The following is a 26,570-nucleotide window of genomic DNA, read 5'->3' on the forward strand; positions in this document are numbered from 1 at the left end:
TTGCTTGGGCAAAGCAGGTCTCATGACTAGCGCTCACAATGAAGATTTGCTAAGAGTTACGCGAGTTCTCTGTGTAGGGATAGGAGGAACAGGGGCGAAAGTACTGGAGCGAGTTAGACGCATCATTGTTGATGAATTTGGGTCTTTGTCAGCTTTGCCAATTGTTGGTTTCGTTTACATTGATACAGACGGTGGTGTGCATCTTTTGCCCTATCGGGGGCAGTCCATTGATTTCACGCCAGCGGAGAAATTACACATTTCCGTGTCCCATCACGTTGTGAATCAGTTTAAGGAAAACTACGAGCAACGCTGCCAAAATCCTTATCTTAGTACGCCAGATGACCATATTTTTGAATGGTTTCCCAGTGGCCTAATTCGCAATCTCAGTACCATTGAGAATGGTGCGGGCGCGATACGAGCTATTGGTCGCTTGGCACTGTTTAAAAACTATGAAAAAATTAAGGAATCTTTGACAAACGCCTACGCTCGGGTGAACACAGCCGATGTAGCAGCACTTATCGAGCGTGGTATTGCAGTTAGCCCCGGTCTTCGTGTGTTTGTTGTGGGCTCACTTTGCGGTGGAACAGGTAGTGGGATTTTCTTGGACATCGGCTATATTCTCCGCCGTCAATTCGAGTCTAACGTGGGGTCATTTGAGAGTCATGCTTACTTTGTCATCAGTCCGGAGCTTTATGCCAGCAAGGAAGATGTAAAAGCCAACTGTTATGCGGCTTTGAAGGAACTTGATTACTATAGTCGTCCTGGTACGCTCTTTCATGCGAATTATCCCGGAGAGCCCCCCTTCTCCGAAATGCGTCCGCCCTATGACTTTGTGTATTTGATTTCCAACTCCACGCCTGATGGTGCCTTTATCATTCCTGCTGGCGACCCAGATGCGATGGGTAAAATTGCGTATACAATTGCCCAGAAGATATGTCTCTTCTTCATAAGTAGTGAAACAGCTCGAGCAGCTATTTCTGCGCGAGACAACCTGGCGAAAAATGCAATCGCTATGAACTATTTTGACAAACATCCAAGACCTAATTGCCAAGCTTACATGACAACTGGGTTAGCTACCATCTACTTTCCTCAAGACAAGATCAACCAGCAAGCTGTCAATAAAGCGAAGATTATTTTACTGGAGTTTTGGAGGAGTGGCTCGGGACAAAAGCCAACGCAAGGTGAGATGCGCCAAGCATTCGCCAATCGCTGCGAATGGAAAACTAGCGAGTTAGAGGACTTTTTGCGCCGTCGCATCCAAGAAGTTAAAGTGGAAGGGGCAACGGTGCCCGAGCTGATAAGGCGCTGGCAGCAATTACAAGAAGGCCAAATTAATGCAGCGGCTAGACGTGCCGAGCAGGATGACCTAGTGACACAGCTACCCCAGCGGTTTGAAAGCTTGTTACGCTTGGTCAAGTTGGCCGACAATAGTCGTGAGAGGGGTGCTTGGTTGACATCTTTGGTAGACCAGCTACCTGATATCATCCGCGATATTGTAGTCAGTATTGAAAGGTTTTTAGAGCAAATTTTAAGACCTGAAGATCAGTTTTTTGGGATAGAGAATGCACTGAACTGGTTGCAAGGACTCAAGCTAGAACTTGAGCGTATACGCGTACAGCCGTTAGATGACCGCTTTCAGGATACGGAAAGAAGATGTCAGGAAGTTACTGTTCAGATGCAGAATGAGATTAGAGCAATTAGGAGTCAATGGTGGCCGTATGGCAGGGTTGCTAGAATCCAGAATGCCCTTCGCAGAGCAGTTGAACAAGTTGCCCAACTTGCTCGGCGCAACTACCAATGGCAGGTAGAGCGCTTGGTGCGACAAGCAGCGGAAGGACTCATTGAGTATGTGGACGTCAGGACTCTCTCTTTGAATGAGTTTGATGAAAGTCTTCAAGAGTTAATATCCTTCTTTCAGAGAGAAGCAAAAAGTTTAGTAGACAAGGGTGGCCAGGAGCGAATTGGTCTGGCAATTGATAGTCCGGCTGATGTTGAAGAAGTCTTACGGGAGCTTCTTCCTGCTAAAGAGCAGGAGCGTCGTCAGCGAATGAATCAGATTTCCGCTGAAATGATACGTGATCTGGCTAGCTTAGATGCAGATGAGAGACCTAGCTTGAGAAGGGTACTGCAGCCTCGTCCATCGCGCGAAGAGATGCGTGAAGCGCTGGACCGAGAGATGGAGGCAAGAGCCGCTCGAATAAATAGAGAGTTGCGTAAATCAGCCATCCAGCGTTTCATAGAATTAGGCGATAGAGAAAAGTTAATGGAGCACCTACGGAACCTGAAGCATCAGTCTGACATCCTGCTGCCGCTTAGATTTGGTGATAATTATTATGAAGACAAAACCAGCAAACGAGTCTCCATCATTGCCTTTCACAGACCTCCAGCAAGAGATGACCCTTATGTTAGCCGTTTCGAAGAGCTGCTGAGAAGTGTCGGCTGGCTGGAAGGCACTCAGATATGTGAGTTACCTGAGTCCGAACAGCATCAAGTTATCTTCATGACCGAGTATGCAGCTTTTCCTTTACGGATCATTAATGATCTAACTTCTAAGAGCTTACGGTTTACCTACCAGGAAAAGACTAGATTGTCAGGTCAGGATTCCCTACATACTAACCGTAGTATCGCCTTTTCAGATATTTTGCCCCCGAGTGACGCTATCGTTAAGGAAGTCCAAGCCTTGTTCTTCAAATGTCTTGGCTTAGATGTGTTTGAGCTGGAAGGTGACAATCTGGTTGTTTCTGTTGAGGACAATCTTGGTTTCAGAGAAAGGATTTCTCTAGGAAATGACTGGTCTGCTGTGATTGATAATCTGAGCTGGATACAAGGTAACAGAGCAACCCCTGACGGGCGCGGGCTAACAGATTTTCTGCGGGATGAATTGAGAAGAAAGATAGACTATTTCGTGAATAATCCAGACGAATGGCAAGGCCAGCGGCAGAGGATTATAGAGAAAATTCAGGACATACGTAGCTACCCTGAGGACCACATCAACCACGCCATGGTTCCAATTGTAGCTGGCAAAGGGATAGGAAGTATAACTGATGTAGCTAGAAAAGGAATTTTGGAACAGCTGATAGAGGAGATAGATAACCGTATTAGGGAGTGTTCATCCTTAGTACTCCCGGGCTCTCAGCAGGAAAAACAATTGCCGGAGGCCCGAGACCATGACTAACTCAGTCCTACAAGTTATTGGTCAGGCTGTTCAATCTCCCTTGACACTACCTTGGATTCTACTGTCATCAGGACTCGCCATCCTTAGCGTTTTGTTGCGTCTACTACTTTTTCGGAAGCTGGAATCGCTGATAGGGTGGGCTCGAGAACCATCGACGTCAGAGTATGTTCCCCAGCTTGTCCGTAAGCTCGAGATAAAGGTTAGTAGGTTTTTACAAAGTCATGATGAGGTCAACACATCGGCTCTAATAGAGCGTGAATTAGCTGATGAACCATTGCTTCATAAGCTTTCCCTGGAAAAAGCTGAGTATGTTACTGGGGTTGTACCTAACCTTTTAATTGCTGTAGGGCTATTGGGTACCTTTCTAGGAATAGCAATTAGTCTGAATGCAGTTAGGGATACTCTCGCTAGGCCTGACCTTAACTTGGCTGATCTTACCAGCGAGCTTAGCAAGCAGATAGATGGAATGACCGTCGCCTTCATTTCGAGTTTAGTCAGCTTACTTTGGGGCATTATACTGGTTGTAGTTAATAGTATCTGGAACACGACAATAGCCCGAAGGAAGCTTTTTGCGAACTTAGAAATTCTTCTAGACCATGAGTTAGAAATTCAAGACCGCAGTCCCACAACAAGACTGATTCGATCAATAGAAAACAATTTTAGGGTTTTTCTGGATAGCTTTTATGAAACTGTCCGCAGTGCCATAGAAAAGCCCCTAGAGCGGCAGATAGGCAACTTGACAGAGTTAAACCGAGAGAACGCGGAACTGGCACGACAAATCTATATCCACTTCGGCAATGCTGCTGGCAACCTTCTAACTGGGGCCAACACTTTTCAGACGGCAGCTCAAATTCTCTCTGACAGCCAGTTTGCAGAGAAAGTAAGTGCAGCTGCCACCCAAGCTTCACAATTTACTAACCAGCTTATTGCTATAACCCATTCTTCCCTGCAGCTCAACAGCACTGTTGCAGAACTTAATCAGAAAGTAGAAAGTTTAATAGAAATAGTAAACCAAAGCCAGATTGATTTTCAACGGGTTGTTCAAGACATCAAGTCAGCAGCGGAGACATTTACTCACATTCGTGACGTAGCACACCACCTGCTAGAACGAGTTAGAGAAGCACAAGGAGAAATTATTGCCAGTTCGAGTGAGTTATCTCAGGTTGCATTAAAACTAAGTGACGCAACGGCCACCTTACACGCTGCTCGAGAGAACCTGTCTGAATGTGTTCAAAGTCTTCAGTCTATCCAAGAAGAAGTTAGCCAAAATAGGAAGCAAATTGAAAACCAGAACCAACTACTCAACCAGGAGTTAGGGTCTATTAGACAGGGGCTTGAGCAGTACAAGGAGCAGCGCTTTACCTGGGAGCGTGGCTACAGTGAGCTGCTGTCTCATCTTCAGCAACAGCTAAATCAATTGACGAATAAAATCTCCGGTGTGGAGCAATATTTGCAGGAACTTAATAGTTTTGCTCACCAGCTAATTAACCAGGAGTTAGTGTCCATTAAAAATGGGCTTGAACAGTACAAGGACCAGCGTCTCACCTGGGAGCATGAGTACGGTGAGCTGCTGTCAAACCTGCAGCAAAAGTTAAGCAAGTTGACGAATGAAACAGCAGATATTAAGCAGTGTTTGCAGGAACTTAGGAATTTTGCTTACCAGTTGGACACGCGAGTTTCATCTCAAGCAAGCACACAGACCAATGAAGGAAAGTCTTTCCGCCCACCCTGGAGAAGAACCCCCTAGCGCAGCCTACGGCGTTAGACTGGTAGGGAAGATAGATTTGCGATGCAGGTCCTATGCACCGTCAACGTCGCCGCTCTCTGGCACAGGTAGAAGAGCTGAATATCTGGATGTCTTTCACCGACCTGATGTCGGGGAGTCTTCTAATTTTTAGCCTGCTTCTATTTTTACTAGTTGGCTCACTCCACCAGAGTCGAAACAACGTAGGCCAGCAATCTGACGAAGTACCCCCTATTATTGTCATCCCAGACAACGAGGCATTTCGTTTCCCAGTGGGTAGTGCAGAACTATCTAGCGCCTTACGACAGTACATTTGGGAAGATTTAGTTGAAAAAATCATAGCCAATCGTCGGCGCTTTGGCATTGATACGATTGAAATTATTGGTCACACAGACGGTCAGCCAAATCGGGGTGCTCGCAGTAACTTGGATATGTTGTTGGAAGTGTCAGCAGCAACAAACACTCTGCAGCGGCTTACGCCTGGTTCCAACGTAGACCTTGGCTTAATGCGGGCGTTGGCGATTGCAAATGAGCTGCATAAAATACAGGCCCAAAGACCAGAGCTAGAAGAATTGAAAGGATTAAATTTCCGGGCTTACTCAGCAGGACAACTGTACTTACCCACCGGAGAAATTGCTCCTCCTGACCGCAGTAATGACTCTAGCCGCCGCCGGATTGAAGTGCGTTTTACCCGTCTGGGACGAGTTGAGAAAGCTGTGAGTCAATAGCACTGACCTAAGAGCATTCTTAGCTGGCGATGCAGCCCTCTGTTGGTCTCGGCTTGCTTGTTTTTGGCTATGCCCTGCGACCCAGGATATGGCACCCATAGCTGACTCCAGACTCCAACTCGATGAGTTGCAGGAAACATTTAGGTTGTTGCGCTTGAGAAGCAACCAACAGGGAAACATGTAGGGTTCCAGTTGCTGCTCAGGTCAAGCATTCTGTGCTTGGCTATAGTCTTAAGGCTTTTTTAACTACTGATTGCCCTGCCATGCGCTAGCATGGAATCAAAGAAGAAACAAATTCGTGGAGCAGTTAGTTTCAGAAGGACAGAAGTCTAATTGTCGTGTTACATAGTGGATTTTTGCTTCAAAGGTTTTTATGGTTAGTGATAGTAATTTAGGAGACCCGTTGAGTACCTCGTTCCGCACGTTGATTCTTCTTGTGTTTGGACTTGTGGATGACGCTCTTGTGGTTGGTTTATCGCGCTTGGGCTGTACGATACCTATGGTTAAGGTCCTGTCTCCCGTTATCGTGGGTTGTACGGTTTTGTACCTGTTGATTCAGCTTTATCGGCATGGGATGCCTAGATTGAAGACTTACTGGGGCATTCTCATTGCTCCTAGAGGTTGTCAGTAGGACCTGCCCATACTTCTGTACTGAGCGTGTCATCGCTGGTGGTGTTGAGCTTTGTAGGCTGTAAACACCGCTGCCGGTCAAGGCTTTCGAGGTAACTTTTTTCGGCTTGGATGGAGTTTTGCAAACGCTGGAGTTCGTCTAACAGGGCCTGGCGCTCGTAGTGGTCTTGGGTTTGGCTGAGCCGTTGACTGCGTTCTTGCCATAGGGCTAGTAGTTGCTTGCAGTTTTTTTCGCAAATCACGCGGGCGATGGTGGCCACCGCCGATTGAATGACTAGGCGGGGATGGCGCAGTTCTAGTTCCGTTACCTCGTTCAGTTGAAACAACCCCTGCACCTGGCGCATGTGGTCGGGATAGTCGTGGTGCAAGCGTTGCAGGGCCGTCACTAAGTCCAGGGTGTAGGGAACGCCGCCGCTCTGGGCGACCCGCTGCTCTAGCGCTCGAATCTGTTGCCACAACCAGCGGTGATGGGGCGTGCCAAAGGCCAAATCCCATTCCTCTAGGGCATCCACGACGGCCTGGCGGTGGGATGGCAAATGCAGGTAGATGCGTAGGAGTTGGGCTTCGGCGGCTTCCAATAAATTGGCGCTGGTGATGGGGGGCGCTAAACGCTGGGGCGATGGGTCCTGCCCGCGCAAGAGCCGGTGCAAATAGGCCTCCAGTTGCAAGACCAGCCGCGCATTCCCCTGGCTTAGGTCGTTGACCGCCTTGTTGATATAGCGTAGGCGCAAGGCCGGGTTGGGAATTTGCCGCAGCAGAGCCGCCAGCTCCTGGAGAATCGCCGGGAATTGCTCGGGCCGCTGGCTGTCGCGTTGCAACAAAATCTGGTTGATTTGCCAGTCCAACCACAGGGGGGCCGCCTGCACCAGGGTTTGATAGTCCTCGGCGCTGTGGTGTTGCAAATACTCGGCGGCGTCTTTGCCATCGGGTAAATGCAGCACGTACAGGGCCACTTCTCCCCGATAGGCCATGGCTTTCACTTCGCCAATCACCCGTTCAACGGCTTTCTGGCCCGCTGCGTCGGCGTCGAAGTTCAAGACGATGCGTTTGGATTCGGTGTAGCGCAACAGCAACCGCACCTGGTCGGCGCTCAAGGCGGTTCCCAGCACCGCCACCGTCTGAGTCAGACCTGCTTGGTGCAGCGCGATAGCGTCGAAATACCCCTCCACCACTAACGCCTGGTCGGTGCGGGTGATGGCCTCCTTGGCCCGATCCAGCGCAAACAGGGTCCGGCTTTTGTTGAACAGGGGCGTTTCAGGCGAGTTGAGATACTTGGGTTCTTCCCCGTCCAAACTGCGCCCGCCAAACCCAATCACGCGGCCCTGGCTGTCGCGGATGGGAATCATCAAACGGTTGCGGAACCGGTCGTAATAGCCGCCCGTAGCCCGGCTGACGATTAACCCTGCTTCTTCGACTAGGGGGGCCGGAAACCCTTTGTGCTCCACAAGATAGCTGTACAGCGTTTGCCAGCCGTGAGGGGCATAGCCCAGTTGGAAGGCTTTGATGGTCTCGGGGGTCAGACCGCGTTTTTGGGTGAGATAGTCCCACACCATGTGGTTGCTTTTTTGGCCCAGGGCGTATTCGTAGAAGTGGGCGGCCACCGCTAGAATTTCGTAGAGCTGTTGCCGGCGGGCTAGCTGCTGCTGGAAGTGTTGCTGTTGTTCCGGTTCGAGGGTGCGGATGGGAACCTGATAACGGTGCGCCAGGTCCAGGATCACCTCTTGAAACGAGGTTTTTCCTAGCTCCATCAAGAACTTGATAGCATCCCCACCAGCGCCGCAACTGAAACAGTGGTAGAGCTGCTTTTGAGGGTTGACGTGAAAACTGGGGTTTTTGTCGTCGTGAAAGGGACATAGTCCCACAAATCCCTTGCCCTGGCGCCGCAACACTACTCGCGTGGAGACAATGTCCACGATGTCAAGCTTTTGCCGCACCTGCTCAATGGTCTGGGGGTGCAGCCGCAGCGGTTCCATGGGTTTGGGGTAAGCAGGGATGCCTCTATTGTATCGGGTGGTTAGACCCAAGGCGTACACACCGGCAACAACCGCCGCCAGCAAGCCATGACAGACCCCCCTAGCTTTTGCCGAGGGAGTCATCAACGACAATCCCAGAAGCCAAAGCCACAGGCAAACGCCAAGCCAGCGCGTCCCGGTTGTTCAGGCCGCGAATCTAGAGCCACCCCTTTTTGTTGAGAATGTAGGTGTTGACAAACTCCTCGTCGCTCTTGGTCAAGTAGATAATCCCCTCAATCAAACCGATAATCCCCGTGGCCGCCGAAGCAAGACCGCAGGTGAGCAGCCCACCCACTAAATGATCAACCCTTCAGTCGTGTAGCCTAGGACAAACTTGTGGACGCCAAAGGCCCCTAGCACAATGGCCAGCACCCCCGCCACTATCTTCTTACTCGCATCGGGTGGACTTGTTGTCATAGCACTCCTCACCTCTGGCCAGACCGTTAGCCCTATTCTAGTTCGCCGCTGTCCCCAACCGGTCTGCTGCCCGTTGTCCTCCCGCCAGTTGGGAGATTTCGTCGTCGAAGCGGTCGGCCATTTCCATAATCGAGCGGGCGGAGGTTTCTAACTCTTTGGGGTCGCAGGTTGAGCCGACAATAGCGTGCTCTAGCAGGATGTCGCCGTCCTCGTCAATGCCAAAGGCGCCAAAGGGCATTTCGGTGTTTTTACGCAACAGGTATTCTAGGAGTTCCGGCTTCAGTTCCGCTCCTTTGACCACGTAGGACCAGGTGCAGATGATGGCGTCGTCCTGGGTCCAGGGCAACACCTCCACCGCTGCGTAGGCTGAACCGCGCGGCAGGATGAAAATCGGCAGGTCGTCCCGCACCTCCATCCGGTCGCCGAACAGCTCTTGCATCCAAGGGCGAATTTTTTCGTAACAGGCGCGTTGGGGGTCACTCTCGAAGTGCATGGCGGCTTCCTCGCACACGTCTGCCCTCCAGTGTACTCGCAAGGGGCCGCCCCCAAGGTTAAGGTCCGGTAATGAACCGGCCAAACCTTAAGCTGACCTGCACAGCCACAGCCCGCTGGGAGTCTTGGCGTAGGATACAGATAGCCATTCGCCTAACCCCCTATGGACGCTGCCACGGCGACCGCTCCTTTCCAGGACATGGCGATTTTGATCGTGGACGATTCCCCCAGCCAACGGCTGTCGTTGGTGGCACTCCTGAAGGCGGCGGGTTTCCGGCACCTGTACACCTGCGATGACGCCGAAAGCGCGTTTGCCCTGTTGCGACAGCAGCCAGTGGATTTGATCCTGATGGACGTGAGTATGCCCCGCCTCAACGGCATCGAAGCCTGTCGTCTCCTCAAGGGCCAGCCGGAATTCCACGATATTCCCATCATCATGGTCACCGCCAGCGTCGAAGTCTCCAACCTGGAATCAGCCTTTGAGGCGGGCGCCACTGATTACATTGTCAAACCGCCCCACCAGGTTGAACTGCTGGCCCGCGTGCGTGCGAGCTTGCGCCTCAAGTACGAGACCGACCAGCGCAAAGCCAGAGAAGTGGAACTGCGGCAGGCCCTGGCCTCTCTAGACGAACAACACCGGTTGCTGCGGCTAGAGCAGGAAAAGTCCGAGCGCCTGTTGCTGAACATCCTTCCCAAACCGGTGGCGGAGCGTCTTAAACAGGGGCAGCAGGTGATTGCTGATGATTTTCCGGCGGTGACGGTGCTGTTTGCTGATATTGTGGATTTCACGTCACTAGCGGCGCGGATGCCCGCCCAGGAGGTGGTAGCCCTGCTGAACGCGGTGTTTTCCCGGTTTGACCAGTTGGCGGAACGGCATGGCCTGGAAAAAATCAAAACGATTGGGGATGCCTACATGCTGGTGGGGGGCTTGCCCACGCCTCGACCCGACCATGCCGCCGCAGTGGCCGCCTTCGCCTTAGATGTCCTGCAGATGCTGCAGGCGGACGAGCAGACCAGACAACTGCTGCGGGTGCGCATCGGGATGCACTCGGGGCCAGTGGTGGCGGGCGTCATTGGCACCAAAAAGTTCATCTACGACCTGTGGGGGGATACGGTCAACACCGCCAGCCGGATGCAAATGGTCGCAGCGCCCAACACCATCCAGGTCTCGGAAGCCACTTACCACCTGCTCAAGGCGGACTTTCTCCTGCAGGAACGGGGCGTAGTGCCGGTCAAGGGCAAGGGCGAGATGCGAGTGTACTACCTGCTAGGTCGTCGCTAGGGCGTCAAGGGAATCTGGGCCAAGGCCGCATCCAGGGCCAGGGCATCGGGATAACGCTGGCTGGGGTCTTTGGCTAGGCAACGCCGGAGCACCGCCAGCAACGGTTGACCCTCCAGCCAGGGCAAGGGCAGAGGTTCCTGGTGCTGGTGAGCGTCGCACCAGGCGTGAAAGGTGGCCGTGTCGCCACAGGGATAGGGGTAATGGCCGGCAATCAACCGGTAGAGCAGCACCCCCAAGCTATAGACATCGGCGCTCGGTTGGGCGGTCCCGCCGCAGAATAGTTCGGGGGCGGTGTAGGGTAAGCTGGCGCGGCTGGCCCCCAGCGTAGTATTCGCCGTGGTTTCGTTGATCCAAGGCGTGAGACCGAAATCCAAGATTTTCACCAGTTCATGGCCGCCACTGGGGAGACCCGTGGGAATGAGAAAGATATTTGCGGGTTTCAGGTCCTGATGCACCCACCCCTGCTGATGGGCTGGCGCCAATCCTTGGCAAATTTGCCGCACCAGATGCACCGCTTGGGACACCGCCAGGCGGGGGTGTTCTCGCAACCGTTGCTGGAGACTGCAGCCCGGGAAATACTCCCGCACATAGAACAGAAATCCTTCATGGGTCAACCCAAAATCCAGGATTTGCATTAGGTGCAAGCTGTTGAGGGCCACGTAACGCTGGACCTGGGCTGCAAAGGTCTGCAGGAGTTCCTGGCGACGCTGGGGTGATGGCGTTAGCTTGAGTACCCGCACCACCACTGTCTTACCCACCCGCTGGTCCTGGGCAGCGTACACCCAGCTCAATTCGTCCTGGCTAAGCAAGTGCGCTGTGACGTAGCGGCCCTGGGGGTCAATCACGCTTGCCAGGGGGCGAGACGAACGCCGTCGCCAAACGGCTAAGGGACGGGGCAATCCCCACCAGACCCCCATGCCGCTCAGAGCGTAGGCGACCAGGGGAGCCACCAGCGGTATCCAGCCGCCCGCCCAGCTTGCCACTAGCGTCGTACCGAGCAGGAGACCGGTCGCCGCCAGGGGTTCGGGACCCCACCGCCGTTGGGCCCGCCACCCGATGCCGGCACCCACACTGCTCCAAAGCAGCAACCACAGTCCTTGCCCCCACAGGGGCCAGCTCCAGGGCCAAGATTCGCCCGCTAGCACCGCTTGCAGCACCTGCGCCGTCGTCTGGGCGTGGAACTGCACCGACGGCAACGGCCCCAGCGGCGTCAGCACCGGCTTTTCGGTCCCTTCGGCATAGCCCACCAGCACCACCCGCTGGCGCAGCGGTACCGGCGTTGTGCCCTGGAGCACTTGGGTCATGGTCACCACCGGCGCGAGGGAGCTTGGACGCCGGTAACGCAGTAGCACCTGATATCCCGCCGCATCCAGTCGGCGATAGGCGGCGCTGTAGGGCGTCAAGGACGGCATCACTGTCCGCTGGATTTGCAACTGCTGCTGGGGCGTCACGCGCAAGGGATAGCCCTGCTGTTCCAAGTAACGCAACGCCGTCAGAAACCCCAGGGCATAACGCGCCGGACAGGTGCGGGCTGGCGGCTCGGGCGAGGGTTGGACGTACAACACCTGGCGGCGCACCACCCCATCTGCATCCGGCACCACATCGGCAAAACCCACCACCGCCACCGGCTCCTGCAATCCCGGCGGCGGCAAGATGCCCCGTCCCTGCTCATCCGGCAAAAAGCACGTGAGCACGATATGGCCCTGGGGCGCCTGGGCCCGTTGATTCACCAATTGCACCAACCGCCGTTGCGCCCGTCGTTCCCCGACCGGCACATCTCGGATCACGTCCACTCCGACAACCGCCGCCCCTTCCGCCAGTAACTTGCGCAGCAGGCGTTCCAGGTCCCTATCGGTGATGCGCGCTCGTTGCCCCAAATCCGCCGGCGTCAGGGCCACAATCACCAGCCGTGGTTCCGGCGGCACTGGGAGATGCCCTCGCAGGCGCAGGTCATAGGTCCAGGTCTCCAGACGCGTGAAGCCGCCCGCCATGTCCACCAGCCCAACGGCTATGGTGACGCCCGCCACTACGCCCCCCAAGCGCAGCCTCGTTAGAACCGTTGCCACTGTTTCTGCAACTCCGCCAGCACCGCCGACTGGGGCATAGGAAGTTGTTGCACAGGGGGCGTGGCCTGCACACCCGGAATCCCCTGCGCCCAAGGGCTACCCGGCACCTGCTCAACCGCCAGCTGAATGACTGGCCGAAAGCCCTGTTGCACAAACACCTGTTGCTGCTCCGGCGCCCGCAAAAAGGCGATGAACGTTTCCGCCGCCCGCGCCAGTAGCGGAGAGACCCGTCGCCGCACCACCACAGCAGTAGAAACCGTCGCCACCGTTGGGCTGAAGTAATAGATTCGGTAGCCCTGACCCTGGGCGACCTGGGCCTGGGGCCAGCGACTCAGGGCAATGCTTTCGTAGACCACCGCCACATCCCCTTCGTTCGGCCCCTGGCTGATGAATTCCTCCAGTAGCAGGTCCGTGGACCGAGGGGGGCGATAGACCGAGGGTTTGAGCAATCGCAGCAGTTCGATTACCGGCGGGCTGTTGACATTGCTAGGAGTCAAGGGCTGGCCCAGCACCTGTTGCGACCAGAGCGCCAAGGTCAACTGGCCACTGTTGGAGCGTAGGGGGTCGGTCATGCGGAAGTCAAAACTCCCCCAGGCTGCTGGCCCACCCATCGCCGCCCATTGCCGTGCTCGCAGGGCTTGGGCCACCCGCTCCCAGTCAAAGCGTCCCTGGGGAAACAGCACCCGCCCACGCTCTGGCCAGGCAATCCCCACCATAAAGGTCGAAGCAATCGGCTGCGGTTTGCTCAAAAAAGGCTCGGTGTTTTCTCGCGCCCGCCAATCTTGCACGAGTTTTTCCAAAATTTCCTGATTCGCTGGGATCAAAATCGTGGGATGGAACCCCGCAAACGTGTCGTCCAAATAGTTATTCGCCAGCTCCTGAGAGCCTTGGAAATGGAGTTCCAGTCGGATGTTAGGTTGCTGCTGTTCAAAGCGGGGGCGGAGCACCTCCAGCACCTGCCGCAATTCCGTACCCGCAACAACAACCAGCGTTTGGGAAACCCCTGGCAACGGTGCCCAGGTCAATATCAAACCCGCCGCCAAGATCCCCAAGGACAACAGCGTACGACGGCGCAATTGTTTCTGGTTGGGCAAGCGGGGGGTCATGGCCCATTACCCTGTTGCTACCCCCAGTTTAACGCTGCGGCCAAGGCATGACCGCGCCGCGGTCCACTTCTCGCGCCACCCGCACCAGCAGTCCCGCCAATAGAAAACTGGCTAGCAGCGAATTCCCCCCGTAACTGAAAAACGGCAACGGCAATCCCGTCGTCGGCAGCACGCCTGTCGCCACGCCAATATTCAACAGCGACTGCCCCACCAGCAACACCGTTGCTCCGAGCGCCACTAGTCGCAGAGCTGGTTGGGTTTCCGCCAGCAGGGCCACTCGCAGACCCCAGCCCCCATAAACCAGCAAAAACATTAACAGCAGCAAACTCCCTACTAGTCCGAACTCCTCCGCAAATACCGCAAAGATAAAATCCGTGTGTTGGATGGGCAGGAAAAACAACTTTTGTTGTGACATCCCTAGCCCCATGCCCCAGAGGCCCCCCGACCCGACGGCCAGCAAGCTCTGCACCAGTTGGTATCCATGCCCAAGCGGATCGGCCCACGGATTGAGAAACGAAACCACCCGTTGCCGCTGGTAATCCCTCAACATCAAACTCACCCCCGCCAGAGCTGCTCCCGCCACCGCCGTTGTCCCCAGGTAAAACCAGGGCAAGCCCGCCACCAACGCCAGTACCCACAGGGTCATTCCCATGAGTCCCGCCATGCTCAAATTGGGCTGGAGCAGGGTCATCCCCACCAGCAGGGCAAACACTCCCAGCCAGCACAATCGGGCCGGCCCAGGGCAATAAAACCAATTGGCAAACAGGCGGCTGCTTTGCAGGATGAGAAAGGGTTTGACCAATTCCGACGGTTGTAGCAACAAAGGTCCCAGCGCCAGCCAGCGACTTGCTTCATTCACCTCCGTTCCGTGGGAAAGGGTCAACCCCATCAGCACGGCACACACCAGCAAGCCTGGCCCAGCGATGCGCCACCACCATTTCAGCGGCATCCGCAACACGGCGCTGTAACCCAGGACCCCCAACACCGCCCAGGCCACCTGCCGTTTGATGTAGTAGAGTCCATCGCCGTGGTCTGCCAGGCTCATGGGCAACGACGCAGAAAACAGCACCACCAACCCCACCGCCAGCCACAGAAACGTCAGTCTTTGTAACCAGCGGGCTGACGCCGACCAAGAGGCCACTTCCGGGTCTGCAAACGGCAAAAACCAGCGCCGCAATTCTTCGACCATACGCCCAATAGGCCAACTGGTCTCTACTCTAAATTGAGATTGGCGCTCCCTAGCCAGGAGACGCCACGAACCTAACAGCGTTTCGTCGGCAAGGGGCCTATCGCCAGCCAAACCGTACTGGAAATGACTTTAGTTTTATAGGTATAATGAAGGCATAGCGGTATATTAACCAAAATTTAACAAACGTAGGGGCAGGGCGATGATAATCAAGGGTGCGGGCGTCCGGTCGTTGGAAGAGGCCCTCCAGCGGTGTCAAGCGTTAGGGATGCGGTTGAGTCAACAACGGCGGGCGATTTTGGAGTTGCTGTGGCAGACAGGAGAGCACTTGTCGGCGCGGGAGATTTACCACCGGTTGAACGCGCAGGGGCAAGACATTGGCCATACGTCGGTGTATCAAAACTTAGATGCGCTGGCGTCGCAAGGGGTAATCGAGTGCATTGAGCGGGCAGACGGGCGGCTGTACGGTAGCGTGAGCGAACCCCACAGTCATGTGCATTGTTTGGATACGCAGCAGATTCAGGATGTGTGGGTGGAATTGCCGCCGGAGTTGATTGCCCAGGTGGAGCGGGAAACAGGCACGAAAATTACCCATTACCGGATTGACTTTTTTGGATACCGGCAAACTAATCCACCAAGCGAATTGGCCCCTGCAACTCCCCGCGCAGAAATTGGGTGAGATAGGGGTTGTCGCTGGTGTCTAACTCGGCAGGGGTGCCTTCCCAGCGAATCTGCCCGTCATAGAGCAACAAAATCCGGTCAGCGGCGCGGCGAATTGTGCTTTCCTGGTGGGTGACCACGACGTAGGTGGCGGCATGTTGGACGGACTGTTGCAAATGGCGCATCAGGTCTTCGATCCGGTGGGCGGCAATCGGGTCTAGACCGGCGGTGGGCTCGTCGTAGAGCAAGATATCTAGGTCATCTTCGGGATTATCCGGGTCTTCAATAATCGCCCGCGCCAGCGCCACGCGCCGCCGCATCCCCCCCGAAAGTTCTGCCGGATAGCGGTCGCTGATGTCCTTGAGACCCACGCGCTCCAGACTTTGTTCCACCAGTTCTTGGATGCGCTCAGGCGACAACCGGCTGTGTTCGATTAGCAAAAAGCCCACATTCTCGGCGACGGTGAGGGAATCAAACAGGGCGGCTTCCTGGAATACCATGCCGATGCGAGCTTTGCTTTTTTCTCCTTCGGTTACCAGGACTTGGGGCTGCCCCTTGACCCAAACTTCTCCCGCATCGGGGACCATTAACCCAGCAATGAGCCGCAATGTAGTGGACTTGCCCGCGCCGGACGGCCCGATGATAGCCACAGCTTCTCCGGGATACACGGCTAAATTCACGCCATTGAGGACAGGACGGCCACCTAACGTTTTGTGAACGTTCCGAAACTCAATGATGGGTTGAGGCATAGAACAGGAGAGTGACTGTTCACACTATATCCCTTTTTCTGGCTCTCGCCGCAGGTCAATGTCTATGTTCGGCGGAACAGGTCATCGCCGGATTAACCTTGAAACTAATTCGTTGGTCACGGTTGGGGTATGGCAACTCGGCTCACACTGACCCAGTACCATGAGATGATTCGCCAGGGGAAATTTACGCCAGGGGAGCGCGTGGAACTCATTGCTGGTCAATTGCATCCCATGCCACCCAAAGGCACCCGCCACGCTGTTTGCTGTACCCAGCTCTTGCGATTGCTCATCCCCTTGTTGCCGGCTGGGTTACTGCTGCGTTGCCAAGACCCGATTACATTACCAGGGGATAACGAACCGGAACCGGATATAGCGATTGTGAAACATGACGTTTATCTCCAGCGTCACCCTACGCCGGCGGAGATTCTGCTAGTGATAGAAATTGCCGACACATTGCTGGAGTACGACCGCAGCATCAAAGCGCCTTTGTATGCCCAAGCGGGGATTCCCACCTACTGGCTGGTGAATTTGGTGGACAATCAACTGGAGGTTTTCAGTCAGCCCATACCGAGCGGCTACCAACAAAAAACGATTTACAACCGTACCCAAGTCGTGCCTTTTTTCACCACACTGATTGCCTGTGCTGATTTCTTGCCGTCATCTGAGCTAGGCTAAGCTAACCTAGAGCTAATTCGTTGGTTCTGCAGGGCCAAGACGCATGACGGCGCAACTAACGTTGGCTCAATACCATGAGATGATTCGCCAGGGGAAATTTAGGCCGGGGGAGCGCGTGGAACTCATTGCTGGTCGCTTGCATCCCATGTCACCCAAAGGCACCCGCCACAGTGAATGTTGCCGTCGGTTATTGCATCTGTTGCCACCCTTGTTGCCCCCAAACACGTTATTACAGTGTCAAGACCCGATTACATTACTAGGGGACAGCGAACCCGAACCAGATATGGCCATCGTGAAAAATGACGTTTATCTCCAGCGTCACCCTACACCGGCAGAGATTTTGCTAGTGATTGAAATTGCCGATACATCTTTGGAGTATGACCGCACCATCAAAGCGCCTTTGTACGCCCAAGGGGGGATTCCCACCTACTGGCTGGTGAATTTGGTGGACAATCAACTGGAAGTTTTCAGCCAGCCTGGACCACACGGTTATCAGCAGCAAACGATTTATACGCCTGACCAAACGGTGCCCGTGTTTGAGACAGCCATCCCCTGCGCCGATTTCTTGCCGTAACGCCGCACGCTGTCCCGTTTACCCGTATCCTAGAAGATTGCTTCGTTATTCCTAAAAAGCGTATGAACTCGGTCACCCGCATCGGCTCCCGCCAAAGTCAACTGGCTTTGATCCAAACCCACTGGGTCCGCGACGAACTCCAAAAGCATTACCCTGAGCAGGCATTTCCCATCGTGACGATGACCACCCAGGGGGACAAGATTCTGGATGTGGCGCTGGCAAAAATTGGGGATAAGGGGCTATTTACCAAGGAACTGGAGCAGGCGCTGTTACGGCACGAGGTGGATTTGGCGGTGCATTCCCTGAAAGATTTGCCGACGCGGATGCCGGAGGGGTTAGTCCTGGGGGCCATTACCCAGCGCGAGGAACCCCGCGATGCCCTGGTGCTGCATCCCCGCTGGCAAGGAAAGACCCTGGCAGAACTTCCCCCTGGCGCTGTCATTGGTACATCGTCTTTACGGCGGCTGGCCCAGTTGCGGCACCGGTTTCCCCATCTCACTTTCAAGGACATCCGGGGCAATTTGAACACACGCCTGCAAAAGCTCGACCGGGGAGACTACGACGGCTTGATCCTGGCGGTGGCGGGCTTGCACCGGATGGGCTGGGCTGACCGGATCAGTGAAGTGCTAGACCCAGACATTTCCCTGTACGCGGTCGGGCAAGGGGCCTTGGGTGTCCAGTGCCGCGCGGGGGATGAACGGGTGCTGGCGCTTTTGCAAGTGGTGCATCACCGGGAGACGGCGCTGCGCTGTTGGGCGGAACGGGCCTTTTTGCGGCAACTCGAAGGGGGATGCCAGGTACCCATTGGCGTGCATTCCCAACTGGTGGGGGATGAGTTGACCCTGAGCGGGGTGGTGTTGAGCCTGGATGGGCAACAGCGGGTGTTTGGCACCCAAACGGCCAAAGTAACGACGGAAGCCGAAGCCCAGGCGTTGGGAGAATCCCTGGCGCAGACGTTGCGGGCGCAAGGGGCGGAAGCCATCCTGCAGGCCATCTTTGCCACGGTCGGGCGGAGCTGAACAGGTTGCCAGCCGGTCGGAGAAACCGCTAGAGTCTTGTGGGGGAGGACGAGGACCAGCGCGATGGTAGCAGTAGCAGTCTTGGCAGCGGGCAAAGGCACACGCATGAAGTCGGAGGTGCCCAAGGTGTTACACCCGCTAGCGGGAAAACCCCTGGTGGAGCGGGTGATTCGCAGCACGCAAGGGTTGCCAGTGGAACGATTGCTGGTGGTGGTGGGTCACGGAGCCGACCAGGTGCGCCAGGCGTTGGCCCATCTTCCCCAGGTGGAATTTGTGGAACAATCGCCCTTGCTAGGAACGGGCCATGCCGTGCAGCAGTTAGTGCCCTACCTGGAGGACTATACCGGCGATTTGCTGGTCTTGAACGGCGATGTGCCGTTGTTGCGCCCGGAAACCCTGGTGCAGTTGTGGGAGACCCACCAGCAGGGGAACTACGCTGTCACGTTGCTCACGGCGTTGCTGGCGGATCCAACGGGCTATGGGCGGGTGATCTGCGACGGCCAAATGCAGGTGAGCGCCATTATCGAAGACCGGGACTGCACGCCAGCCCAGCGACAAAACCAGCGGGTGAATGCGGGGATTTACTGTTTCCAATGGCCCAAACTTCGGGACGTGCTCCCCCGTTTGACCACCCAGAACCAGCAGCAGGAGTATTACCTGACCGATGCCATCCAGTGGCTCAAACCGGCGCGGGCGGTGGATATGCAAGACAGCACGGAAATTTTGGGGATTAACGACCGTAAACAACTGGCGGTGGCGACCCAACTGTTTTATGAACGGTTGCGGGATGAATGGCTGCGCCGGGGTGTGACGATGATTGACCCGGACAGCGTCACGATTGAGGACGAGGTGGAACTGGCGCCAGATGTGGTGATTGAACCCCAGACCCATTTACGCGGGCGGACGGTGATCGGGGCGGGTAGCCACATTGGACCCAATTGCTGGCTGGAAAACAGCATAGTCGGGGAGAAAGTGCGCATCTGGTACTCGGTGGTGACCAATAGCGTGATTGCTGCAGGGTGCCAAGTGGGGCCGTTTGCGCATCTGCGGGACCAAACCCAGGTGGGTGAACACTGCCGGGTGGGGAACTTTGTGGAAATGAAAAAAACCCAGGTGGGGCCGGATTGCCGAGTCGCTCATTTGAGTTACCTAGGAGATGCCCAACTGGGAACGCAGGTGAATGTAGGCGCCGGCGCCATTACCGCCAATTTCGACGGGCGAGATAAGCATCCAACGGTGATCAAGGACGGTTGCAAGTTGGGGGCCAACTGCGTGCTCGTCGCGCCGGTGACCTTGGGCGAGGGCGTTACAGTGGCGGCGGGGTCGGTGGTGACGGAGGATGTTCCGGCGGATGCGCTGGTGATTGCCCGGGCGCGCCAGGTGGTCAAACCCGGTTGGCGACCCCCCTACTTGCGCAATACGGCCCATGACGGCAGCAACTAAGGGACGCTTGTATCTAGTGGCGACCCCCATCGGCAATTTGGAGGACATTACCTTGCGGGCGCTGCGGGTGCTCCGGGAAGTGGACCTAATCGCCGCCGAAGACACCCGTCACACTGGCAAATTGCTCCAGCATTTCGGCATCACGACGCCCCAGCTGAGTTACCACCAGCACAACCAGCGACAACGACAAGCGGAACTGCTGGTTCGCCTGCACGCCGGGGCCCAGATTGCCCTGGTGACCGATGCGGGGATGCCAGGCATTAGCGACCCCGGTCAGGAACTGGTCCAAGCCTGTATCGAGCAGGGGATTCCCGTTACACCCATTCCCGGCTGCAACGCCGCTATCACAGCCCTGTGTGCCAGTGGCTTGCCGACAGATTCGTTCCTATTTCTGGGTTTTCTACCCCCCAAGGAAACGGCTCGTCGCCGGGTTCTAGAGCAAGTACGAGCAGTCGAAGCGACTCTCATCTTCTATGAAGCCCCCCACCGGTTAGGTGCGAGTTTGGCCACCATGGCCGATGTTCTCGGCAGGGAGCGGTGGTGTGTGATTGCCCGCGAGCTGACTAAACTCCACGAGACATTTTGGCGGGGAACCCTGCAACAAGCCGCCGAGGCGTTTCAGGCGTCTCCCCCACGAGGAGAGATCACAGTAGTGGTGGCCGGCGCGGCACCCCGTTGCTCACTACCCCTGGAGCAAGTGCAACCAGAAATTGAACGTTTACTGGCCCAAGGATGCAGTTGCCGAGAAATTGCCCAGCAGTTAGCGGAAACCACCGGTTTACCCAGGCGTACACTGTACCAACTGGCCTTGACGTGCGACCGGCGGGGGAGTTGACGGCAGGGGTGGTTCCTGCTATGTATGAAGCACGGCTCCGGCGCCCCCGTTTATGTTGATTGTCAAAGCCTGGTATTTGGATTACCCCTTGCTCCCGGAGGATGTGGAACAACGGCCCCCCACCCTACGGTTGAGCAAAAAGAGCTTGCTCAAGGCGGCGTTTCGGGGCTTTTTTGTGGATGATGCACAAGCCGTCCAGCAAGCGGCGTGGTTTCGGGCGTTTTTGGCTGGGGAAAAAGTCGAGTTTTACCTAGAAGGGAGCGGCACCTACACCCTGGCGAACATGGACCTGGTCAGCCGCGAGGTGTATCTCGAACGCTCGGAAATGCCCCCTGCTTTTCCCCCCTTGATTTTCTTTTGCGACCAGACCGACTACCCCGACAGCAGTACCCAAATCAGCCAGGCTTTGCATCAAGTGGTGGGCAAGCTCCAGACCCAGCACCGTCTCAAACCCAAAATCCGCATTGAACGCCCGGCGCGGCTCCCAGATGGCACGGTGCGCTTGGATACGGATGTGCGGCGATTGATCCGGCAGTCGTTGGTCGTGATTGCCGACACCACCCTGATCACCTGTGTCAACGGCAAAGGGTTTCCCAGTCCCGAGGTATGCCTAGAGGTCGGCTACGCGCTGGTCTCTAAAAAGCCCTACCAGATCAAGCTGGTGCAATGGCCGTCGCCGGAGCCGGCAGCACAGGACGCCCTGTTCCCCTTTAGCATCAGCGATGAGTTGCGGTTGATGCCCCGCAATGCGGCTGAGTTGGCCCGGCAGCTGGAACAGGAATTGACGGACGTGTTCAAACGATTTCGTCTGTTGTGAGGGAGGAACAATGACAGTGCGTTTTGTGCCGGTGGTGCTCGCTGGGGGCAAAGGGGAACGCTTCTGGCCCTTGAGTCGCTACGACAAACCTAAGCAATTTCTCTCGCTCGATGGCAGTGGCCGGACGTTGCTCCAGAACACCGTGGCGCGCTTTCCCGATTGGGCGGAAGCGGTGTGGGTTATTACTCGGGCCAGTCTCGTGCCCCTGGTGCGCGAACAATTGCCTGATGTAGCACCTGAACGAATCATAGGGGAACCGGAACCGCGCGATACCGCACCGGCAGTGGCCTGGATGACGTGGGAGTTACAGCAGCGGTATGGCCCGGAAACGGTGGTGGGTATTTTCCCAGCGGACCACTGGATTCCCGACGTGGCAGCGTTTCAGCACACCCTTGCCCAAGCGGTGGACGTGGCGGCCCACACCCAGAGCATTGTCACGCTAGGGATTCAACCCACGCACCCGGCGACTGGTTATGGCTATATCCAACGGGGAGAACCGGTGACCGGCGGGGCCTATCGTGTCCAGCAGTTTACCGAAAAGCCGGATGTAGCCCAGGCGGTGCAGATGCTGGCCACCAGCGAGTACTACTGGAACGGTGGAATGTTTATTTTTCCGGCGGGGGTGATGTGGCGGGAATTGACCCAGTACGCGCCTGCGATTGCCCAACCCTTGCAGGAACGTGGGATAGCCGCCTACGGGGAGTTGCCCAAGATCAGCATTGACTACGCCGTGATGGAACACACCCAGCGGGCGGTGGTGTTACCGGTGAGTTTCCCCTGGGATGACCTGGGAGACTGGCGCAGTTTGGAACGGTTACCCACTCGCCCCTTGCCCATGCAACACGTGGATTGGCAGAGCACTGGCGTCCAAGTGTACAGCACTAATCCCCAGGAACTGGTAGCCACGCTGGGGTTACAAGATGTGATTGTTGTTCGCGATGGACCGGTGACCTTGGTGGTGGCCGCCGACCGCACGCAGGAGATGAAAAAACTACTGGCCCACTTGCAGGCCCAAGGCTACGGAGCCTACCTGTGAGTTACTTCTCCTCCCTGCGCACGCTGGGGTCAATGCGGGGCGGTTCGCGGAAAAAGATGGCGAAAAAGATTACACCCAGAGCGCCCACCAGCAGTACGGTGTAGGTCAATGCTTCCATAGCCACCTCGTCGTGCGTCTGTTCTTATTTTAGGGGGGCAAGGTCATCCCCTGGCGAAGCTGTTGCGTGTCCTGGAGATAGGTGGTCAAGGCCGGCAGGTCCTGCTTTTCCACCATCTGGATGATTTGGCTCAACTCCGCCAGGTACCGGCGCAATCCCTGGAGCAGATATTCCCGGTTGAACTGGGCCAAACACACACCCAGCTCAGGATTACCGCCCCCCACGCGCGTCGTATCCCGCCACCCTGGACCGGCCAGTTGTTGGGCCAGGCGAGCCACCTGGGGGTCCGATTCCTGGGCACAGGCCGCAATGAGTGCAGCACTCACCCAAATAGGTAGATGGGAAATCCAGGCGACTGCCCGGTCGTGGGTCTCGGCATCGCAAATCAACACCTGGGCGTCGAGTTCGGTCACCAACTGCTCCAACCGCGCCAATTGCTGGGCATTGGTCTGCGGGGTGGGCGTGAGTACGTAGGGCCGTTGCCGAAAGAGTCCCGGTTGCGCCGCCTCTATGCCTTGTTGTTCAGTGCCCGCCATCGGGTGCCCACCGATAAATCCGGGCCACAGGGGCGTCAGCGTGCGGACTAGGGGAGCCTTGACCGACCCCACATCCGTTAAAATGGCGTCAGTGCGTAGGTAGGGGCAGAGCGCCTGGGCGACCGGCACCATTTGATGCAAGGGCACGCACAGCACCACGACGCGACAGGTGCTCACCAGGGATAAATCGGTACCGCCTCGGTCAATTGCCCCCCGTTCCAAGGCTAGGGCGACGGTTTTTGCTTGCCGGCTGACGCCAGTGACGGTATGCCCAGCCCGTTGCCAGTCGAGGGCTAAGGACCCTCCAATCAGCCCTAACCCGACGATACCAATGTGCATCGCCCCGGCAGAGTAGCATGGACATAAAACACTCTAGCGGAATGTTAGAAGTTGAAGTCCACCAGCGCCTGCGGTCCCTGTTACAGACCCAACCGCTCCCGGCCTGGCCACACCATTTGACCTTGGCCCGGCTCGTCACACGCGCCTTGCGTCTAGGTCCGAGTACGGTGCTGGAAGTGGGGGGCTTGGCCGGTGTGCAGGGCCACTATCGCCTGGGGTATCTAGCGGCGGCGCTGCTGTGGCCTGGTCCGGTCATGTTGGTGGCTCCACCAGCGGTACAACAGCGGTGGTTGCAGGTGGAACTGCCCCGGCTCCACACCTGGTTGGGCGTCCAAAAATCGCTGTACCGTTACCCTCAGGTCCAGGGCAAGCCGGCAGAGGGATTGATCCTGGTAACGCCGGACCACTGGGTGAAACTCCTGCTGGCCAGAACATCTCCCTGGCTGGAATTGCCCACCATCGTGGATGGTCTAGATGAGTTAGAGACCTGGGCGGAAGCCGTATTGACGCATCACGTGCCGCCGGAGCAGTGGGATGAATGGGTCTGGGCGCAACCCCACCGAGCTGAACTGATCCGCGAGACCCAAATGGCCTTGACCCAATCCCTGTTGCGTCATCCCCCCAATCCCTACGAGCAGTGGTTGTTGACCGAAACGGAGCAGGCATGGCTGGCGCAGGTGTGGCCTCCCTGTCATCCCGACTGGGTGCGCTGGGTGACGCTGGAACGGTCGCTAGAGCGGTTCACCTGTCACTGTTCGCCCCTGTGGCCCCTGGCAGAATTGCTACCTTACTGGCCCCAACGGCCCTGGGTGGGTCTCGGGATGGCTCTACGCAGTGTGACGTTGCCGCCGGTGACGCGCTGCCGGTTTGGTCCCCACCCGCGGGATGAAGTCCTGCATTTGTATGCGCCAGGCCATTTACCGCCTCCCAACCACCCCCAGTTTTACAGTGCCCTGCGCCAGGAGTTGTACCGCCTATTGCCCCAGACCTCAGGTTTAGTGGTGATTGTGGTAGATGAACAACCCCTGCAAACCCAACTAGCCGTGATGCTGGCCGCCGAATTCGGCTCGCGGGTGCAACGGGAACGGACAGCGCTCGAGGAAAACGGCATTCTCATCAGCGGTTGGCAATTTTGGCAAACCCACCAGGAACGGTTGCCGACGCCCGCCCTGCTGGTCATTCCACTACTACCCATTCCATCGCGGGAACAACCCCTGGTGGCGGCCCGTTTGGAAGCCCTCCGGCAGCAAGGGCGAGACTGGTTTCGGGAGTATCTGTTGCCCCAGACTCTGGACCGGCTTCAGCGGGCGGTGGCGCCTGTACGGGGTGGACGCGTTGCTCTGCTCGATAGTCGTATCTGTCACCGCAGTTACGGAGCGGCAATCCTCCAGGCCCTGGAACCCTTGATCCGCTATTCTCGCTTGAGCGCTTTCATCGGCGATGAGTACCGATAGTCCTGTAGCGGTGGATGAAGGTCCCAGGGCAAAGCCCCTTGATTGGTGTTCCCATAGCTAAAATCACAAAACTTGACATAAGCTACGGATAGTTTCATTGACCAAGGATTGCAGATTTTCGATTGGACTCACCTGTAACTTACGGACCTTTTGCTCAATCAATCGGGTTCAAATCTGGCGAATATCTAGGCAAATATATCAGCTCACACCCAGCCGCCTCCACCACTTGCCTAACCGCCGCCTGTCCATCACTATCTTTTTGCTAGGACCAATCGCTGGTCATAACCACTCCGTCAACCAAGCTAAAGCTCCCTATCCAGGTTAATGGCTCGATGAATCTCCCGAGATAATCACCACCCATCATATCCCACCCGCCTTCTTCCCATAATTACCCCAGCCATACTCATAAACTGCTCGCTGGTCAATGCCGGATTGGTCTATGTAAACGACTTCTTCCGACTTCACATCCTTCATTTTCTCGAGATATGCTTGCCGCTCTTGCTCGTCTTTTAAGCGCCCTACGAATCGTCATACTAGCCGCCATTTCCTTCTGGGTCAGACTGGAATTTGCTTCGACAAACTTGCGAAATTTATGACTATGCCCCTTTTGGTAAGCAATCACCGGTTTCAGACCATTATTTGAGCCAACGTTGCAAAGTGCGATACCCGATGTGAATCCCCCAAGACCGCTCCAATGGCTTTCTGACGTAAGTCTGTGCTGTAAGGCATAGACATCGCTCCGTAACCTATTAGCCTTGTTCTACGTCAGACTAAATGTTTTTAGCTATAGCTATTGCCCCAGGCCTGATGAATGGCAAGATGGAGTTAAAGGGTTTATAGCGTCAATGATGTCTTCTTCTTTATCGTGGGTATTGGGAACGGTTGCCATCCTATTTCCTATTGCAAATCCAGTGGGTGCCATCCCTGTCTTTTACAGTCTGACAGCGAATGATACTCACCGATACCGCTTGCGTCAGGCGCAAAAAACAGCTCTCAATGTGTTTATTATCCTGGCATTATTTTTGCTAAGCGGCAGGTTGATTTTAGACTTCTTTGGAATTTCCCTAGCTGTTGTGCGAATTGCTGGTGGGCTAATTGTTGCGCATACCGCTTGGGAAATGGTAACTTCTCAGCAGCGGCTAACGGTGCAAGAACATGCAGAGGCAGTGGATAAGGAGGATATTTCCTTTACACCAATGGCTGTGCCGCTCATTAGTGGGCCAGGCGCAATTGGGGTAATTATTAGCCTTTCCACACGCTGCCATTACTGGTCTGAATATCTCAGTTGTTTTCTGGGTATCTTCCTATTTAGCGTTATCCTGTATTTGTGTTTGGCGCTCGGTGAACCTTTGATGAAGCGATTGGGGCAAACGGGAATGGGGGCAATCAACCGCATTTTTGGGTTCCTGATCCTAGCGATTGCTGTGCAGTTGATTGCCGATGGAACAACGGAAATTCTGAAAACCGCTCTATGACT

General features: G+C 55.8%; 24 protein-coding genes. 14 read left to right on the plus strand and 10 right to left on the minus strand.

What is annotated here, in order from left to right; genetic code table 11:
- The first annotated feature begins 4 nt into the window (after window positions 1-4).
- Genes NZ705_04290 through NZ705_04300 form a run of 3 tightly spaced genes read left to right on the plus strand, consistent with a single transcriptional unit; the run spans window position 5 to window position 5,647 of the window.
- A complete protein-coding gene (locus tag NZ705_04290; protein ID MCS7292177.1) occupies window positions 5-3,175 on the plus strand; it encodes a hypothetical protein in 3,171 nt (1,056 codons plus the stop codon).
- Window positions 3,168-4,922 carry a hypothetical protein gene (locus tag NZ705_04295; GenBank protein MCS7292178.1) on the plus strand — a complete coding sequence of 585 codons (1,755 nt, stop codon included), beginning with the start codon at window positions 3,168-3,170 and terminating at the stop codon, window positions 4,920-4,922. Before NZ705_04290 ends, NZ705_04295 begins: the two co-directional genes overlap by 8 nt.
- Window positions 4,923-4,975: 53 nt before the next feature.
- Window positions 4,976-5,647: a hypothetical protein gene (locus NZ705_04300; GenBank protein ID MCS7292179.1), complete on the plus strand. Its 672-nt coding sequence runs from the start codon at window positions 4,976-4,978 to the stop codon at window positions 5,645-5,647.
- Between the two features lie 614 nt (window positions 5,648-6,261).
- Here NZ705_04300 and dnaG read toward each other — a convergent pair.
- From dnaG to NZ705_04320, 4 genes are all read right to left on the minus strand, one after another.
- Entirely contained in the window at window positions 6,262-8,250 is a 1,989-nt protein-coding gene (gene dnaG, locus NZ705_04305; GenBank protein ID MCS7292180.1) for a DNA primase, read from the minus strand.
- Window positions 8,251-8,446: 196 nt separating this feature from the next.
- Window positions 8,447-8,584 carry a hypothetical protein gene (locus tag NZ705_04310; GenBank protein MCS7292181.1) on the minus strand — a complete coding sequence of 46 codons (138 nt, stop codon included), beginning with the start codon at window positions 8,582-8,584 and terminating at the stop codon, window positions 8,447-8,449.
- Complete coding sequence (locus tag NZ705_04315; protein ID MCS7292182.1) at window positions 8,584-8,706, minus strand: TM2 domain-containing protein; 123 nt, start codon at window positions 8,704-8,706, stop codon at window positions 8,584-8,586. The genes NZ705_04310 and NZ705_04315 overlap by 1 nt, the downstream gene beginning before the upstream one ends.
- 37 nt (window positions 8,707-8,743) lie before the next feature.
- Entirely contained in the window at window positions 8,744-9,199 is a 456-nt protein-coding gene (locus NZ705_04320) for a YbjN domain-containing protein (protein ID MCS7292183.1), read from the minus strand.
- Between the two features lie 162 nt (window positions 9,200-9,361).
- On the opposite strand from NZ705_04320, the gene NZ705_04325 reads away from it, so the two are divergent.
- Complete coding sequence (locus tag NZ705_04325; GenBank protein MCS7292184.1) at window positions 9,362-10,480, plus strand: response regulator; 1,119 nt, start codon at window positions 9,362-9,364, stop codon at window positions 10,478-10,480.
- On the opposite strand, the gene NZ705_04330 is transcribed toward NZ705_04325, so the two are convergent.
- From NZ705_04330 to NZ705_04340, 3 genes are read right to left on the minus strand one after another with little or no spacing between them, the layout of a single operon-like run.
- On the minus strand, window positions 10,477-12,546 hold the full coding sequence (locus NZ705_04330; GenBank protein MCS7292185.1) for a CHASE2 domain-containing serine/threonine-protein kinase: 2,070 nt from the start codon (window positions 12,544-12,546) through the stop codon (window positions 10,477-10,479). The genes NZ705_04325 and NZ705_04330 overlap by 4 nt on opposite strands.
- Entirely contained in the window at window positions 12,531-13,652 is a 1,122-nt protein-coding gene (locus NZ705_04335; protein ID MCS7292186.1) for a substrate-binding domain-containing protein, read from the minus strand. The genes NZ705_04330 and NZ705_04335 overlap by 16 nt, the downstream gene beginning before the upstream one ends.
- 28 nt (window positions 13,653-13,680) lie before the next feature.
- A complete protein-coding gene (locus NZ705_04340) occupies window positions 13,681-14,841 on the minus strand; it encodes a putative lipid II flippase FtsW (GenBank protein ID MCS7292187.1) in 1,161 nt (386 codons plus the stop codon).
- A 199-nt stretch (window positions 14,842-15,040) separates the two neighbouring features.
- Between NZ705_04340 and NZ705_04345 the strand changes: the two genes are divergently transcribed.
- Window positions 15,041-15,517, plus strand: coding sequence for a transcriptional repressor (locus NZ705_04345; protein MCS7292188.1), 477 nt, complete (start codon window positions 15,041-15,043; stop codon window positions 15,515-15,517).
- Here NZ705_04345 and NZ705_04350 read toward each other — a convergent pair.
- Window positions 15,465-16,247 (minus strand): ABC transporter ATP-binding protein, encoded by a 783-nt coding sequence (locus NZ705_04350; GenBank protein ID MCS7292189.1) that lies wholly within the window; start codon window positions 16,245-16,247, stop codon window positions 15,465-15,467. The genes NZ705_04345 and NZ705_04350 overlap by 53 nt on opposite strands.
- 129 nt (window positions 16,248-16,376) lie before the next feature.
- Between NZ705_04350 and NZ705_04355 the strand changes: the two genes are divergently transcribed.
- The 7 genes from NZ705_04355 (at window position 16,377) to NZ705_04385 (ending at window position 22,646) form a co-directional block, all read left to right on the plus strand.
- Entirely contained in the window at window positions 16,377-16,922 is a 546-nt protein-coding gene (locus tag NZ705_04355) for a Uma2 family endonuclease (GenBank protein MCS7292190.1), read from the plus strand.
- 43 nt (window positions 16,923-16,965) lie between these two features.
- A complete protein-coding gene (locus NZ705_04360) occupies window positions 16,966-17,496 on the plus strand; it encodes a Uma2 family endonuclease (protein MCS7292191.1) in 531 nt (176 codons plus the stop codon).
- Window positions 17,497-17,558: 62 nt separating this feature from the next.
- On the plus strand, window positions 17,559-18,515 hold the full coding sequence (gene hemC / locus NZ705_04365; GenBank protein ID MCS7292192.1) for a hydroxymethylbilane synthase: 957 nt from the start codon (window positions 17,559-17,561) through the stop codon (window positions 18,513-18,515).
- Window positions 18,516-18,578: 63 nt separating this feature from the next.
- A complete protein-coding gene (gene glmU, locus NZ705_04370) occupies window positions 18,579-19,958 on the plus strand; it encodes a bifunctional UDP-N-acetylglucosamine diphosphorylase/glucosamine-1-phosphate N-acetyltransferase GlmU (protein ID MCS7292193.1) in 1,380 nt (459 codons plus the stop codon).
- Window positions 19,942-20,793: a 16S rRNA (cytidine(1402)-2'-O)-methyltransferase gene (gene rsmI, locus NZ705_04375; GenBank protein ID MCS7292194.1), complete on the plus strand. Its 852-nt coding sequence runs from the start codon at window positions 19,942-19,944 to the stop codon at window positions 20,791-20,793. The genes glmU and rsmI overlap by 17 nt, the downstream gene beginning before the upstream one ends.
- Before the next feature lie 52 nt (window positions 20,794-20,845).
- Window positions 20,846-21,610: a hypothetical protein gene (locus NZ705_04380; GenBank protein MCS7292195.1), complete on the plus strand. Its 765-nt coding sequence runs from the start codon at window positions 20,846-20,848 to the stop codon at window positions 21,608-21,610.
- A gap of 10 nt (window positions 21,611-21,620) precedes the next feature.
- Complete coding sequence (locus NZ705_04385) at window positions 21,621-22,646, plus strand: sugar phosphate nucleotidyltransferase (protein ID MCS7292196.1); 1,026 nt, start codon at window positions 21,621-21,623, stop codon at window positions 22,644-22,646.
- Window position 22,647: 1 nt separating this feature from the next.
- Here the strand turns inward: NZ705_04385 and NZ705_04390 are convergent, their stop codons facing one another.
- A complete protein-coding gene (locus NZ705_04390; protein MCS7292197.1) occupies window positions 22,648-22,764 on the minus strand; it encodes a photosystem II protein T in 117 nt (38 codons plus the stop codon).
- 29 nt (window positions 22,765-22,793) lie between these two features.
- Window positions 22,794-23,639 (minus strand): prephenate/arogenate dehydrogenase, encoded by an 846-nt coding sequence (locus NZ705_04395; GenBank protein MCS7292198.1) that lies wholly within the window; start codon window positions 23,637-23,639, stop codon window positions 22,794-22,796.
- A 41-nt stretch (window positions 23,640-23,680) separates the two neighbouring features.
- On the opposite strand from NZ705_04395, the gene NZ705_04400 reads away from it, so the two are divergent.
- Both NZ705_04400 and NZ705_04405 read left to right on the plus strand, forming a co-directional pair.
- The gene (locus tag NZ705_04400; protein MCS7292199.1) at window positions 23,681-25,093 is read left to right on the plus strand and encodes a hypothetical protein; all 1,413 of its coding nucleotides are present in this window, start codon (window positions 23,681-23,683) and stop codon (window positions 25,091-25,093) included.
- 755 nt (window positions 25,094-25,848) lie between these two features.
- Complete coding sequence (locus NZ705_04405; protein MCS7292200.1) at window positions 25,849-26,568, plus strand: MarC family NAAT transporter; 720 nt, start codon at window positions 25,849-25,851, stop codon at window positions 26,566-26,568.
- Window positions 26,569-26,570: the final 2 nt, after the last annotated feature.

This window comes from Gloeomargarita sp. SKYB120, assembly GCA_025062155.1.
Classification (GTDB): Bacteria; Cyanobacteriota; Cyanobacteriia; order Gloeomargaritales; family Gloeomargaritaceae; genus Gloeomargarita.

What these genes read in the sequence shown, in the direction of transcription:
- rsmI (MCS7292194.1), top strand. Translation starts at nt 19,942, where the DNA reads ATGACGGCAGCAACTAAGGGACGCTTGTATCTAGTGGCGACCCCCATC.
- NZ705_04315 (MCS7292182.1), bottom strand. Translation starts at nt 8,706, where the DNA reads ATGACAACAAGTCCACCCGATGCGAGTAAGAAGATAGTGGCGGGGGTG.
- NZ705_04360 (MCS7292191.1), top strand. Translation starts at nt 16,966, where the DNA reads ATGACGGCGCAACTAACGTTGGCTCAATACCATGAGATGATTCGCCAG.
- NZ705_04325 (MCS7292184.1), top strand. Translation starts at nt 9,362, where the DNA reads ATGGACGCTGCCACGGCGACCGCTCCTTTCCAGGACATGGCGATTTTG.
- dnaG (MCS7292180.1), bottom strand. Translation starts at nt 8,250, where the DNA reads ATGGAACCGCTGCGGCTGCACCCCCAGACCATTGAGCAGGTGCGGCAA.
- NZ705_04385 (MCS7292196.1), top strand. Translation starts at nt 21,621, where the DNA reads ATGACAGTGCGTTTTGTGCCGGTGGTGCTCGCTGGGGGCAAAGGGGAA.
- NZ705_04340 (MCS7292187.1), bottom strand. Translation starts at nt 14,841, where the DNA reads ATGGTCGAAGAATTGCGGCGCTGGTTTTTGCCGTTTGCAGACCCGGAA.
- NZ705_04390 (MCS7292197.1), bottom strand. Translation starts at nt 22,764, where the DNA reads ATGGAAGCATTGACCTACACCGTACTGCTGGTGGGCGCTCTGGGTGTA.
- NZ705_04380 (MCS7292195.1), top strand. Translation starts at nt 20,846, where the DNA reads ATGTTGATTGTCAAAGCCTGGTATTTGGATTACCCCTTGCTCCCGGAG.
- hemC (MCS7292192.1), top strand. Translation starts at nt 17,559, where the DNA reads ATGAACTCGGTCACCCGCATCGGCTCCCGCCAAAGTCAACTGGCTTTG.
- glmU (MCS7292193.1), top strand. Translation starts at nt 18,579, where the DNA reads ATGGTAGCAGTAGCAGTCTTGGCAGCGGGCAAAGGCACACGCATGAAG.
- NZ705_04300 (MCS7292179.1), top strand. Translation starts at nt 4,976, where the DNA reads ATGCACCGTCAACGTCGCCGCTCTCTGGCACAGGTAGAAGAGCTGAAT.
- NZ705_04320 (MCS7292183.1), bottom strand. Translation starts at nt 9,199, where the DNA reads ATGCACTTCGAGAGTGACCCCCAACGCGCCTGTTACGAAAAAATTCGC.
- NZ705_04395 (MCS7292198.1), bottom strand. Translation starts at nt 23,639, where the DNA reads ATGCACATTGGTATCGTCGGGTTAGGGCTGATTGGAGGGTCCTTAGCC.
- NZ705_04350 (MCS7292189.1), bottom strand. Translation starts at nt 16,247, where the DNA reads ATGCCTCAACCCATCATTGAGTTTCGGAACGTTCACAAAACGTTAGGT.
- NZ705_04355 (MCS7292190.1), top strand. Translation starts at nt 16,377, where the DNA reads ATGGCAACTCGGCTCACACTGACCCAGTACCATGAGATGATTCGCCAG.
- NZ705_04335 (MCS7292186.1), bottom strand. Translation starts at nt 13,652, where the DNA reads ATGACCCCCCGCTTGCCCAACCAGAAACAATTGCGCCGTCGTACGCTG.
- NZ705_04345 (MCS7292188.1), top strand. Translation starts at nt 15,041, where the DNA reads ATGATAATCAAGGGTGCGGGCGTCCGGTCGTTGGAAGAGGCCCTCCAG.
- NZ705_04295 (MCS7292178.1), top strand. Translation starts at nt 3,168, where the DNA reads ATGACTAACTCAGTCCTACAAGTTATTGGTCAGGCTGTTCAATCTCCC.
- NZ705_04400 (MCS7292199.1), top strand. Translation starts at nt 23,681, where the DNA reads ATGTTAGAAGTTGAAGTCCACCAGCGCCTGCGGTCCCTGTTACAGACC.